Genomic DNA, 13950 nt, shown 5'->3' with positions numbered 1-13950 from the left:
AAAGCCGCCATGCCAGCAGCAACCCAGAATTAAACAGTTTCGCTATAGAGAAAGCAGTCCATGTCCGAAAGCCCTAACGAGAAACCCGTACCAGCAGCACCAAAGGCGGAAGAATACGGCGCCGCATCGATCCAGATCCTGGAAGGCCTGGAAGCCGTACGCAAACGTCCAGGCATGTATATCGGCGACACTTCGGACGGCACCGGCCTGCACCACCTGGTGTTTGAGGTGCTGGACAACTCGATTGACGAATCGCTGGCCGGCCACTGCTCGGAAATCCACGTCACGATCCACTCGGACAACTCGATCTCGATCACCGACAACGGCCGCGGCATCCCGGTCGGCCTGAAGATGGACGACAAGCACGAACCGAAGCGCTCCGCCGCGGAAATCGTGCTGACGGAATTGCACGCGGGCGGCAAGTTCGACCAGAACTCGTACAAAGTGTCGGGCGGCCTGCACGGCGTGGGTGTGTCTTGCGTGAACGCACTGTCGAAACTGCTGCGCGTGACGATCCGCCGCGACGGCAAAGTGCACCAGATGGACTTCGTGCGCGGCGTACCGCAAAACCGCGAACTGGAAATGCGCGACGGCGTGCAAGTGTCGCCGATCAAGGTCATCGGCGAAACCGACAAGCGCGGCACCGACGTGCACTTCTGGGCCGACGAGGAAATCTTCACGCACGTGGAATTCCACTACGAGATCCTGGCCAAGCGTATCCGCGAACTGTCGTTCCTGAACAATGGCGTCAACATCAAGCTGACCGACCAGCGCAACGGCAAGGAAGAAATCTTTGCGTTCGAAGGCGGCACGCGCGGCTTCGTCGAGTACATCAACAAGGCGAAAACCGTGCTGCACCCGACCGTGTTCCAGGCCGTGGGCGAGCGCCAGTCGGACCAGAACACCACGATTACCGTGGACGTGTCGATGCAGTGGAACGACGCGTTCAACGAGCAGGTGCTGTGCTTCACCAATAACATCCCGCAGCGCGACGGCGGCACCCACCTGACCGGCCTGCGCGCCGCGATGACGCGCGTGATCAACAAGTACATCGACGAGAACGATTTCGCCAAGAAGGCGAAAGTCGAAATCGCCGGCGACGACATGCGCGAAGGCCTGACCTGCGTGCTGTCGGTGAAAGTGCCTGAGCCGAAATTCTCGTCGCAGACCAAGGACAAGCTGGTGTCGTCCGAAGTGCGCGGCCCGGTGGAAGAAATCGTCGCGAAAACGCTGTCCGACTTCCTGCAAGAGAAGCCGAACGACGCCAAGATCATTTGCGGCAAAATCGTGGAAGCGGCCCGCGCCCGTGAAGCGGCGCGCAAGGCACGCGACCTGACGCGCCGTAAAGGCGTGATGGACGGCCTGGGCCTGTCGGCCAAGCTGGCCGATTGCCAGGAAAAGGATCCGGCCCTGTCCGAACTGTACATCGTCGAGGGTGACTCCGCAGGCGGCTCCGCCAAGCAGGGCCGCGACCGTAAGTTCCAGGCGATCCTGCCGCTGCGCGGTAAAGTCCTGAACGTGGAAAAGGCGCGCTTTGAAAAAATGCTGTCGTCCGAACAGATCACGACCCTGATCGCGACGCTCGGCACGTCGATCGGCCCGGACGAATTCAACCCCGATAAGCTGCGCTACCACCGCATCATCATCATGACCGACGCGGACGTCGACGGCGCCCACATCCGCACGCTGCTGCTGACGCTGTTCTACCGCCAGATGCCGCAGCTGGTGGAACGCGGCCACATCTACATTGCACAGCCGCCGCTGTACAAGGTCAAGGCAGGCCGCGACGAGCGTTACCTGAAGGATGACGTGGAAGAAGCGAGCTACATGATGACGGTGGCGCTGAACACCGCGGCGCTGACGCCGCGCGAAGGCGCCGACATCATCCAGGGCGAGCAACTGTCCGAACTGGCGCGCCAGTACAACCTGGCCAACGCGATCATGACGCGCCTGACCCGCGTGATCGACCGCGCGGCGCTGACCGCCATCATGACCGGCGTGCAGCTGAACCTGGACACCATCGACAACGCCAACGCATCGGCGCGCGCGATGGAAGAGCGCATCAACGACGCCTCGGTACGCGTTTCCGTGCGTTCGGATGAACTGTCCGAGAAGCACATGCTGTGGATCGAGCGTATGCACCACGGTAACGTGAAAGTGTCGGCGATCGATGCGGACTTCGTGCAGGGCGCGGATTACCGCGTGCTGGCCGACGCCGCCGCCACCTTCGAAGGCTTGATCGGCGAAGGCGCCGTGATCCGCCGCGGCGAAGGCGAGCGCACCAAGGAATCGGCGGTGGTGGACTTCCACCACGCGATGCAGTGGCTGCGCGACGAAGCCGAGCGCGTGGTGTCCAAGCAGCGCTATAAAGGTCTGGGCGAGATGAATCCGGAACAGCTGTGGGAAACCACGATGGATCCGACCGTGCGCCGCCTGCTGAAGGTGCAGATCGAAGACGCGATTGCCGCGGACCAGATCTTTACCACCCTGATGGGCGACGACGTGGAACCGCGCCGTAACTTCATCGAGACCAATGCACTGCGTGCTGGCAACATCGACGTTTAAAAATTCTTGACACAAGAAGTGAAAGAGCCAACCCTTGAGGTTGGCTTTTTTATGGTCACGAACAACACGCCGCAGTGGCTTAACTAAATCGCGACCTCAACTCGGTAGGGCGGTTATGCGCAGCATAGCCGCCATCCCAGCAAACCAATACGCTTACAGCACCCACGTCATCTCCGAAAAGGCTCCCGACTTGAACACCGCGTTTCCAACGTACCGCGATCCCAGGCGAATGAGCGCTGCGCTGGCGCTGTCGCTGGTATTTCATGCGGTGCTGTTGAGCGTGACGTTTGGCGGATCGACGTTCGGCTTGCCCGGATTGCGGCTGCCGTGGAAAGAACGGCGCGCCGGGGCCGATGATCTACGGGTCGTGCTGGCGCCGCTGCCAGCGCCTTCTTCACTGCCTGCGGAGCCGGCAGTCAAGACGGACGTGGCGCCTGCCGCCGCCCCTTCGCCGGTGACACCGCCGGCAGTTGCGACGGCTCCCGCGCCAGTTCCCGCCCCCTCCTCTTCCATGACGGCAGTGAAGCTGCCTGAAGTCCGCCCGCCGGATACCGCCGATGTACCGCCACCGGTGCGAGTGCCCACTCCGCCCGTGGCGAAAACTGTTCCTGCGCCGGTTGTAGAAGCATCAGCGGCCGATGCGGCGCAAAAGCAGATCGAACAAGAGGCGCGGGAACGTGCACTGGAACTCGCCAGAATCGAACGCGAGAAGCAGCAAGAGGCGGAGCGACAGCGGCAGGCGGAATTAATCGCCGCCATGCAGCGGGAAACGGCGCGGCAAGAACAACTGCGGCAGGAAACCGTCCGGGCCGAGGAAGCGGCCAGGAACGAAGCCGCGCGGCTGGAGGCGGAACGGCAGAAGCTGGCGCGGGAAGAGGCGCTGCGGCGCGAAGCGGCATTGAAGGAAGCGGCACTGCGGCAAGAGCAGGCCAAACTGGCCGAGCAAGCGCGCCAGGATGCCGCCGCCCGGCAGGAACAAGAGCGTCGCGCCCAGGCTGCACGGCTGGAAACCGAACGGCAGCAAGAGTTGGCGCGGCAAGAAAATCTGCGCCGGGAAACGCTCCGCCAGGAGCAGGCACGGCAGGAGGAAAAGGCACGGCAAGAAACCGCTCGCCTGGAACAGGAGCGGGCCGAGGTGGCGCGGCGGGATGCCGAGCGCAAGGAAGCCCTGCGTCTGGAACAGGCAAAGCAGGCTGCCCAGGCAGAAGCGGCGCGGCTGGCGCAGCAGCAGGAAGCGGCGCGGCAGGACGCCAGCAAACAGGATGCGGCACGACAGGAAGCCGCCAAGCAGGAGGCGGCCCGGGCGAAACTGGAGCAGGCGCAGCGTGAAAAGGCCGAGCGGGAAGCCGAGCGCGAAGAACGGTTGAAGGCGATTGGCCGGCAATTGAATGAGGAAGCGGCGCAGCGGGATGCTGCGCTGAATAATCCGTCACGCTCGTCGCTGCCGTCGGCCAGCAATCAGCGCCGTGGCTGGCTGTTGGGACGCGCCGACCAGAATGCAGATCTGGTGCTCTATGCGGAAGCCATGGCCAAGAAGATCGAGATGAGCATGGCGTTCAATTCCATGCGTGAGCTGGTGAAGCAGCGGCATGTGTGGCCGGTGGTGACGGTGGCGATCCGGGCGGATGGGTCGGTGGAGAAGGTGACGTTTGTGACGTCCAGCGGGGTGCCGGCGATTGATGAGGCTGTGAGGAAGATTGTGGCTAGCCAAGCGCCGTATGGGGCGTTTCCGCCGGGGGTGGCGCGGCAGTTTGATGTGATTGAGATTCGGAGGACTTGGGTGATGGATACGGGGGTGAGGTTGCAGTGACAAAAATAGCTAATTACCGATTTATCAAAATATAGTAACTCGGCGACATTTTAGTCGCATATTAAAAAATACTATATGGCTCTCCCACCAAGGAGAAACTTAGTCCACCCCAAAATTTATATTGCAGCAAGGAATACTAGCTGAAGTAAATCACCATTATACGGAACATGCCACAGATCCGCAGTTACATTTTTAACTAGCATTGATTTAATAGTACTGCTCTATTCTTCAGCACAAAATTTAAAAAATTCGACAAAAAAAATAACTATGCTTAACCAAATTAGCGAAATATCTAACGAACAACTCCTTGAATTAAGACTAGCAGTAGACGAGCTATTAGAAATACGTGGACTAACTCTAAATGTTGGCGAACTGGGCGAAAAGCTAGTCCTTCAACATTTCAATAACACATTAGGTTTACCAACGTTAAAAGAAGCACCTAAAGGGACCAAGAACGTTGATGCGCTATCCAAGGATGGCGATCGCTATTCTATAAAAACAGCACTAAAGGCAAAAAAGACGGGAACCATCTATCCGGATTCAAACAATAGTGAGAAGCAATTGTTCGAATATATTCTTATTGTCACTTTGTCGAAAAAATACGACATTCAAACCATTCATCGATTTTCATGGGAGCAATTCACGCAAGCACGCTCCTGGGACATCCGAATGAATGCTTGGTATATTCCGATAAGTCAAAAAAAACTGGCGATGGGTGAGAGAATTCTATGACTTAAAAAAGACTCTTTACATACAGAAATCAGATGCCCTCAATCCTTTTCAAAAGGATACCAATCTTCGTATGATATTGAAGTGAATCCTTCCCCGTTACTTTTTCTCAAGTTACATGTCGCACATAGAAGCTGGATATTTGTCACATCATTAAGACCACCTCGTTCAAGTGGCACAATATGGTCAAAATGATCCTCTGACCAAATGTTCAATAAGCCAGATAGATCCACTCTACAGGAAACACACATACCTCGATCTCTATAGAAGACCGCCCGACGAACCCAATCCGGCATATATGCTCTCTTCAGAACCCCTGATCGAGAAAAATAATCTAAGAAATCCTCTGGGGAATCATCCAAAGAGCTATCACTTATGTGACCAGCCACCATATCGTTAAACAACAACAAAACGTGTCGATCCCTAAAGAGCAAGAAAAACACTTCACGAATAGAATGAGTAAGAAACTCCTCATAAGCACTACTTAAGCGAAGGTCGTTCAGAAATTCGTAAATATCGTCCGAGGTAGCTTCGTGAAATGAAATATTTTTACTTGAAAGCCAATCGTCGAAAGTCTCAAAATCATACCCATGATGCCGCAGTGCTAGTTCGATTGGCAGCGCTGTTGGTTGCATATCTTCAATCGCACCTGGAATATTTTTAAATTTTTCGGCAATACTGGATCGCTCTTCAATATCAACATTTTCCGTCGCATCTCTTAGCAATCCATCAATAACAAATGCCAAAAACGAATGGAATGCCGAGTAACGTTGATAAGGCTTGGTCAAGTAAAAATACTGATCATCACAAAAAAATTCATGTAATGACCCAAGAAATTCAAATTGATCCTTAAGAATATTTTGAACAACATTGGCAAAATAGTATGTTTCGTAGAAGCGGACTTCTATTATTGGTCGATTCATTTAAATAGTTATTACGTAAGAATTTTCTGAAGAACCATGCCAGAAAAACATTATCATCACAGCGTTCTCAAGGAATAGGCTTGTAAGCCTCCTGCTTCAGCTCTTCAATTATTTTCTGAAGAAAATCATTCTTATGCGCTTGACATTCCCAAATGACAATGACACGCCATCCAGCATCCTGAAGTACGCTACAGATGTCCTTGTCTCGCTGCTTGTTACGCGCAAGCTTTTCAGACCACCATTCCGAGCGGGTCTTAGGTATTCGAAAATTATTGCAGCCTTCATGGCAATGCCAAAAGCACCCATGAATGAAAACAGCTATCCGCCTAGTGGTAAAGACGATATCTGGCTTACCCGGCAGTGATTTTTCATGCAGACGGTAACGAAGCCCAGCGGCCCAAAATGCCTTACGTACAGTCAACTCTGGCCTCGTATCCTTGCCCCTGATCCGCGCCATATTCTCAGAGCGGGTCATTGGTGTTTTCTTGGCCGCCTGTCGTCGACGTACTCCTGTTTTCCCTGTGAATCCAGCCTTATCCGCATTCATTTAATTGATTGGCGTCTTTAATAATCTCTATGACCTCGTCAATATCCAGTGATGGCAAATTAGCAAGGTTAACCGTGTACTTTACAGAGACTACTCCAGATGGCAGCTCAAAGTCGTCCGGCAGACGAGGAAAGTCCCCATCAACTGCAAAAATCTCTTCCGTCCTCGTAAAGAAGCGAAGCAACTCTCCAGAACTCCTGAGCTCATCAGACCACCCTACGTTTGTCAACTTGGCCATGAACAAGTCTAATGCGGCGGCGTCAGAACGCAAAAGTTCAATCACCGCATCGATTTGTGTAGCCAAAGATTCATCGCCACTTGCACTCTCGTCCAGTTGGAGTGAGACAAATAGCAATTGGCGGCCCGTCGGCACTCTCAACTGATCCAGTCGAGAGATTTCATGCTCAGCACGGCTTTTCCTCGTTGTTTTTACCTCGATGTGTAAATGCTCGCCAACAAAATCATGTCGCTCTGAGTCCGGCCCGCTCCATTGATCAACAGCAACGGCCCCGAGTGCAGGAATCATCAGTGAGCGCAGCACCAACAGTTCCCCGAAAAGGCCGACTTGTGTGATCTTGTCCATTGCTTGCCGCATTGGTTTCCAAGCAGATTGCCAAGCACGCACTATTGCGGCTACGGCCTTCCATGGATCACGCAGTTGCAGCACTACCGCATCTATAACTTCAGCGCAAAACGGTGTGAAAACCTGCTCATGCGACGACGGAGCGGACAAATCAAGAACCTCTCCAATGGCCAAGCTTCGATGTCGCACTTTCAACCCGTTTAAGTCTGAAGGAGGGTTTCCAACTGGTCCATGCACTACTGGTATGAGCAAATGCAAATGTCCTGCCTGGTCAAGCGCTGCGGATAACGAGGTTTCACTACCTTGGATGCTAATCGCAATCGTTGCCAGTGCATCTTCGCTCTGCGGGCGCATGGAACGAAGGAGAGTCCAATGCTGAGGTGTAATACTGTCAGTCATTGCTCACCATACTATTCATAACCCAGGTAGTACTTGCATCAGAGGTCTGCGGGAGGCTCAGTGCCAGCGCAATAACCGGATCCGTTTGTGGAATTTCAAGATATCCGGGATCAAGAGGGTAAATCAAAAGAAGCCCTTGCGTTGCTGGCCGTGCAGCGCGCATAGCTTCCGAGTCGAATGCTCCACTTTCCCTCTTATATGCATCAGGCCCTTTCATCAAGTCAACGCCTTCATGCGCAGGGTCTGTCAGAATACCAATGCTTTCGCTGCTTATACGTTTGCGGCGAACCAACCCGATCTCCTTGCCGCCTAATTCAGCAGGTTTTCCTTCCGCTGGTGAGGCAATAAAGACTGCCCAATCAGTAAGCTCACCAGCCACCGCTCTTTCCATGATCCAATCAGCGAGGAGGTCATTGCGAAAGGTAACGATATCCTCATGAATCTGATAATCACGCAGGAATTTCACAATGGTTTCAGGCTCGACATCATGTGCCAGTAGGCCCCCATGACAGCGCACTGAGGGAGCCGTATTGGCAATAAATTGATCGGTCAGCTCAACGTTTTCGCGCAGTTTTTTTGCATCAGATAAAGGTAACAAAACTGTCTGCGGGTGTTCCCCTGACCACGAGTCTTGCTGCGACTTAGCAGTCCCGGACTTGTTGCGGGCAGTTAGCAATAAATCGCTGTGGGCACGCAATCGGATTGCCATTTGATCTGGCCTGCGACCTGCGCGGGCAAGCGCGATAATCGAGTCGCGCAATGATTGCTCAACCAGGGCCAACTCAGCAAACCAGCGAGCGATTCCATCAGTCGTCCAAATGCGAATCAGGTCTTCATATCCATGCCGGAAACCATACCAACGCGCCATTTGCAACAAAGTGTCGCACATGGTTGCGGTCCGTAAAAAATAGGATATCGTGAGTCCTTCCAAGGTGAGGCCACGGGACAGTCGATTACCGCCCACTGCTACGATATGCCGTCCAGGCTTTTCTTCATACTCCAGATTTTCGCCAGTCGAGCTGTTAAGCTCCAAAACTACGATTTCCCGCAGCACTCCAATCGCAGCAGTCATAACGGCTTCGTCGCTGAATGCAACATCCAAGCCGGCCTTCATTTCATGCCACACTGGCTCAAACACTATATCCAGGTGTTGTCCCTGCCGCTGCGCCTCACGCCACAAATCCAATTGATCGCTGATCGCGCCGGCTATCCGGGCCTGATCATCTGTTCGGTGGCTCACATGCACCAACATTGTATGAGGTTTGCCTGAGTGGCCCCTCAGAAGTCGTACTCCGCCTGCCAAACAGAACGAAGCCAGCGCATCAACCAATGAATCCGGAAGTGCGTCATTGGCCTGCTCAAGAACAATTTCCGCCTTCCTTCGTCGGCGTGTCCCCCGTAGTGCTTTTACATCAATTTCCGGCACTGTTCTTAGGACATCTCTTGTCTGCGCCGAGACCCCGAACAACTCCTCTGTTCCGGTATATCCCTTGGGCCTGGGCAGTTGAATTACAAAGTCTTTTGGGAACAGGTCAATCCCTACGCGGCGATCCTCCGCCTCCGGATCTATCAAGATGTTAGCAAAAGGAGTGGCGGTATAAGCCACGTATGCTACCCGGTTCAACTTCGAAAGAATGGAGCGAATCAATTCGTTCGTACGGGAAGGGGAGAGATCCTCATCTTCCGTCTCGTCTTCACGCACTGACGGATCAAGAGGACGATTACCTTTCGTATTGATTGACGCTTGATCAGCTTCGTCATCAATTACAAGCACGGGCTTGTCTCGAAGGAAATCAGCATTGGCTTCGATCCAGCGATCCAACCGTTTCAATACCGGAACAATCTTCTTTACCACCGAAAGAAATGGCCCCTTGCTCTGAAGAATGGAATCTGGCGGATCTTTGAAGTCCTCCTCAGGAGCCGTCAGCGTGATCCATTGACGCGTGGGGCCGGATTCAGATTGAGTTATGCCTTGGTTACCAATGAGTTCGCGCTCCAGGCGCAATTGAGTCTGATTACGAAGCGAATCATGTATCCCCGAAAGAACAATCACGACACGATAGCCAGCATCTACCGCACGTGCAGCAACTGCAGTGTAGTTAGCGGTCTTACCGCTTTGCACATACCCAACGACCAGTCCGCGTCCTTGGAAGGAGGCTGCATTTTGCGGGTCAGGCAGCTGCGTAAGCACCTTGAATGATTCTGCTGCAACGGAATCGACTTGCGACTCCTGCCACTTGGGATCTGCGCGTAACAGCGCTTCGAGCTGCGCCCAACTTCCTGCCAGCGCTTGATCTGCAAGGCGGGCAGTCCAATTGGAGCGCGATGCCGCTGCTCTGACGATCCGAACCTCACTCATCAAGCATCTCTTCCAGCGATTAACTTCTGCTGAGCTTCAGTATCATCCAGCTTGCCGAGGAACGCCGCTAAGTGCGCCAAGGCATGAGGATCAGACTGGATCTGTTTTATCAAAGCTGCCAAGTCTGGATTGAGCTCGCTAACTTGGATGTCGAGTGATCCCGTTAGCGTCTTCGTTACTTTCCAAACGAACTTTTCTGTTTTCACTTCCTTTACGCCGATCTTAGGCACTGGCGCGGGCGACGATGAATTACCTGGAGCCGGAGACGTCTGTGATCCCTTTACCGGTTTTCCTGTGCTCACAGAATTGCTTCCAGCGCCAGTTGGCGAAGCAGAAGAGCCCGGGGCAGTTGTCGTAGAAGTACGTGGCTTTCTATATTTTCGTTGACTGTCAGTTCTAGCCACCTTAGCCAATGTCTTGATTTCAGCCTGCAATTGCAGCGGCAGCTGGACGATCTGCTTGCTAATGTTGATTTTGAACGCGTCGTCCAAGACCGCGTCAAAGTTCACCACTACGCGGGCAAGTTTTGTCTTCTCGTCATTGGTTTCCCACATCTGATGCCACCCGCCCCACTTGATGAGACGGTCGTGCCTATAAATGAAGAGTCCCTGTGTTTCATTACGTTTCCCATGAAGCCCGATCAACTCAACAGCTCGACGTGCAGATTCGCTGTCCGGATGAAAGGCGGCAATTTGATCTTCTGTTGGAAGAAGAAACGCCTGCACAGATACTTTTCCATCATTATCCGCGGTTGGAATACGAACTGTTTTGGCATCGTATTGCTCAGTAAGCGGGTGACCAACCGGGTTATTGGGCTCGACAGGAATCTTGTTAATTGTAATTCTGACTTTCTTGCGACCTGCCGCCTTTCCCTCCAGGAAGCGATGAAAAACCAGGGCCAAGTGTCGCTCCAGCAATCTAACCTCAGCGGAATAGGGATCGAGTCCACGTGCGGCTGGCATCAGTTCCGGCGGACGCATTTCTTTCCATATCACGACTGTCCCGTGATTTTGAATTAAGCTGGCTTCTTCTTCCCATGTTTCTAATGGATCGGCTTTAGCCCGCCAGCCTTCCATGTCATCAACATCCCATGTGAGATGATGGACTGGTGCGTTGGCAGGTTTGGACACAACGGTAAAAATCTTAGCCTGTGACCAGGAAGCGCCCTTCAAACCATATCCGTACTTGCCCAGGCTATTTGCTTCATAATCCGAATTACTACCGATTCTCATCGCTTCAGCCAAGACAGCTGGAGCCATTCCAGAGCCATTGTCTGCGATGCTCATCCATCGTCCATGACCTGCATCCGGGCGCCCAAAATGTATGGCGATTTCTGTGGCATCCGCACTAATTGCGTTGTCCACCAAATCAGCGACGGCCGACGGCATCGTATGCCCAACTGCAGCGAGTATTGCAACAAGCCGCGCAGGATTGGGCGCCAGCTCAACGCCATTGGAGGATGGCTTAACAGCGGCATTCATGTCGTTAACCACCTTCTTAGGAACAGTGAAAAGATCTGGTCTCGCTCGATTAAGCGTCTGCCAGGTTTGAGAACCTTCTTCGTCGTGCAGGGCGATCATGGCTGACTTCGCCAACCTACTGCTCTCCCCATCGGCCAGAATCGCCTGGGTTACTTCGTGCTCAGCAGGAAATACTGCCCATGCCCCAACTGCGGGAGTGGAGCCTGCTTCAATTTCCATTACAAAAAGGCATCCAGGCATGACGAACCGATAGCACTCATCCTTGGGGCAATTACCCTCCAGGCGCCAATTCTTGTCCTGCCTTTTCAACCGTTGATGAGACACCGCGACTCCACTATCAGTGTCATATTGCAACTCCATTTCAATTACATCAGAGTCTTTTGCAGCTGGAAAAACACGGTCAACAACATCCCAGTCAAAGTTCACTGCACGCTGTTTTGAACCTTCCCGTCCCTGCCGCCGATACTCGTGGAACATGCCGAGTTCACTATGAGTAAGTAGTCTCAATATCAGGAAACGCATAATGCTTCGTTCAGCCCTATTGTTGTCGCAAACGTCTCATGGTTTAAATTAAGCAATTCCCGCCGCATATCCGGTATCGTCCGGCAGCCAATCGCCGAACGGATAGACATCGCAATCGCGTAAGCAACGAGTGGCGGAACTGCATTTCCAATTTGCTTGAATGCAGGGTTCATGCTACCACGCAATACAAAACCGTCCGGGAAAGATTGAAGTCGCGCAGCTTCTCGCACGGAAATTGGTCGTGCCTGATTACTATCAAAATGAATGTGACTATATGAATCTTTACCCAGGTGAGCTAACAATGTCCGGACTGGTTTATCGCCATACAATTTCCACCATTTGTTAGGAAACTTACTAGGATCGTATGGCAATGTCCATGCCTTAATAAAGCTCTGAATCTCTGCAGCATCCTTTTTCAGCGAACCACCGGATTTCCATTCCTTCTCCAACAGCTGCTGCCGCTTTTCCTCGACAAATTGCCATACTTGCGGGTATTGCCAGCCCTCTTCCATCAGTTGAAATATCTTATAGTCGCGTGGAAGGTACCTGATGACGTGACCGGTCGTATATTCCTTAGTACCGAAAGCTGGCCACTCTCTCATCAGTCGGGACCAAGTTGTAGTGGGCTTCTTAGATGTGTATTTGACGAGCTCAGCTGGATCTTTACGCCCCCGGGAGATCAAACCGTTTTTCAGTAACTCAAGAGCATTAATCGGAGGAAGGTCTGCCAGTGCCTGACGTGCAGTTGTTGCGGGCGGAAGACCATCCTCAATGGCAGGGTCATTAATCCAGCAATGGCTGTGCTGAACCTCCATGCCATCCAGCACCTGTTGCGGAATCAGCTTGCGCGCCGTAGCTCTGGTGCCCTCGTAACCTGATGGCAATACGGAGAAGTGAGTAGGAGTAGGGAACAAGACATCGTGGTCCAGGTCTTTATGCACCCCAATCAAGAACATACGCTCCCTCGTCTGTGGGACACCAAACCAGGATGCGTTCAGCAACGTATAGCGGACCACATATCCTTCTTTTTGAAGGTGCTCGGCCACTGTTTCCGCAACGTTCTTTCCCCCATGATTCAAAATGTCTGGCACGTTTTCCATCAGCAGCGCCAGCGGCTTCGTTTCACGTACATAGTGGAGATAGCGCTGCCATAAGTTCACACGACCATCGACGAGGAAGGCGATGTCGGCATCATCATCTTCGCGACGATGTGCCTCCGCGCGAAGCTTTGCTCGACCAACCCTGGCAAACGCTTGGCACGGCGGTCCGCCAACAAGTACATCCACTTGTTCATCAACTGCACCGCCGATACCAAGATCGGCAAAAATTGAGGCCGGATCTTCTTTCGTTATGTCCCGCGCCTTGAAATGCGCCTCAGCATTCGTACCATGGCTGATCCCAGCAAAATTGGCGCCATGTGACTCGGCAGCCCATGGGTCCATCTCGACGGAAGCCACCAATTCAAAGCCGGCCGTAGCAAAGCCAAGGGAAATCCCCCCACATCCTGAGAAGAGATCCATGAATCTTGGAGGATTCCCTGACCGAAGCCGTGAAATCTTCCGTTGAATTGCTTTAGACACAGCCATTAACCTTACCCCCAAAATTCCAAACTTGCGCCGATACACCCGGACAGCTAGAACAGCTGCCATCGACAGTGATACTCACCGAACACTATCCTCACGCACTGGTATGGCTTATCGATAATTCAGTCCGCGATATCCCCGCCATGAAGCACTTTCTTGACACGCGGGAATGTTGCGTAGATTACAATGATAGACGAGACCTAGCTGGAGGATGAAGACTCTTTTTCTCCAATTAAGGTTCTGCCCAGACAACTCAATACATGACGACCGTTGACTTGAGTCAAAACTCCACAGAATAGTGCAGAATTTTTAAGACAGCAATGGAAGGCAGTTAACTCTTCAACGGTATTTTTCAACAATGAGAAGGCTCCTCTTCCGGTAGCACGCGAGCATTCGCATCCCCAAAAAACGCAACAAACCTATTCCGTTCAAAAATTGCAAATTAACAT

The 13950-nt window shown here is 52.9% G+C and carries 9 protein-coding genes; 3 read left to right on the top strand and 6 right to left on the bottom strand.

Annotated features, from left to right (window positions below):
- Positions 1-60 precede the first annotated feature (60 nt).
- From gyrB to GJ700_RS31820, 3 genes are all read left to right on the top strand, one after another.
- A complete protein-coding gene (gene gyrB / locus GJ700_RS31830; RefSeq protein WP_154381695.1) occupies positions 61-2565 on the top strand; it encodes a DNA topoisomerase (ATP-hydrolyzing) subunit B in 2505 nt (834 codons plus the stop codon).
- Between the two features lie 115 nt (positions 2566-2680).
- The gene (locus tag GJ700_RS31825) at positions 2681-4375 is read left to right on the top strand and encodes a TonB C-terminal domain-containing protein (protein ID WP_154381693.1); all 1695 of its coding nucleotides are present in this window, start codon (positions 2681-2683) and stop codon (positions 4373-4375) included.
- Positions 4376-4642: 267 nt separating this feature from the next.
- Positions 4643-5107, top strand: coding sequence for a hypothetical protein (locus tag GJ700_RS31820; protein WP_154381692.1), 465 nt, complete (start codon positions 4643-4645; stop codon positions 5105-5107).
- A 38-nt stretch (positions 5108-5145) separates the two neighbouring features.
- Here GJ700_RS31820 and GJ700_RS31815 read toward each other — a convergent pair whose 3' ends face one another.
- From GJ700_RS31815 to GJ700_RS31790, 6 genes are all read right to left on the bottom strand, one after another.
- Entirely contained in the window at positions 5146-6027 is an 882-nt protein-coding gene (locus GJ700_RS31815; RefSeq protein WP_154381690.1) for an HNH endonuclease, read from the bottom strand.
- A 67-nt stretch (positions 6028-6094) separates the two neighbouring features.
- The gene (locus tag GJ700_RS31810) at positions 6095-6502 is read right to left on the bottom strand and encodes a very short patch repair endonuclease (protein WP_154381688.1); all 408 of its coding nucleotides are present in this window, start codon (positions 6500-6502) and stop codon (positions 6095-6097) included.
- 58 nt (positions 6503-6560) lie between these two features.
- Positions 6561-7556 carry a PD-(D/E)XK motif protein gene (locus GJ700_RS31805; RefSeq protein ID WP_154381686.1) on the bottom strand — a complete coding sequence of 332 codons (996 nt, stop codon included), beginning with the start codon at positions 7554-7556 and terminating at the stop codon, positions 6561-6563.
- Positions 7549-9915 carry a Z1 domain-containing protein gene (locus GJ700_RS31800; protein WP_154381684.1) on the bottom strand — a complete coding sequence of 789 codons (2367 nt, stop codon included), beginning with the start codon at positions 9913-9915 and terminating at the stop codon, positions 7549-7551. The genes GJ700_RS31805 and GJ700_RS31800 overlap by 8 nt, the downstream gene beginning before the upstream one ends.
- Positions 9915-11918: an ATP-binding protein gene (locus GJ700_RS31795; RefSeq protein WP_154381682.1), complete on the bottom strand. Its 2004-nt coding sequence runs from the start codon at positions 11916-11918 to the stop codon at positions 9915-9917. Before GJ700_RS31795 ends, GJ700_RS31800 begins: the two co-directional genes overlap by 1 nt.
- Positions 11906-13438, bottom strand: a complete 1533-nt coding sequence (locus GJ700_RS31790) for a DNA cytosine methyltransferase (RefSeq protein ID WP_154381680.1) — start codon at positions 13436-13438, stop codon at positions 11906-11908. The genes GJ700_RS31795 and GJ700_RS31790 overlap by 13 nt, the downstream gene beginning before the upstream one ends.
- Positions 13439-13950 lie beyond the last annotated feature (512 nt).

This window comes from Pseudoduganella rivuli, from assembly GCF_009674485.1.
Classification (GTDB): domain Bacteria; phylum Pseudomonadota; class Gammaproteobacteria; order Burkholderiales; family Burkholderiaceae_D; genus Rugamonas; species Rugamonas rivuli_B.
Note: the sequence above shows the minus strand (reverse complement) of the source record. Positions and strands in the feature narration are given on the sequence as shown.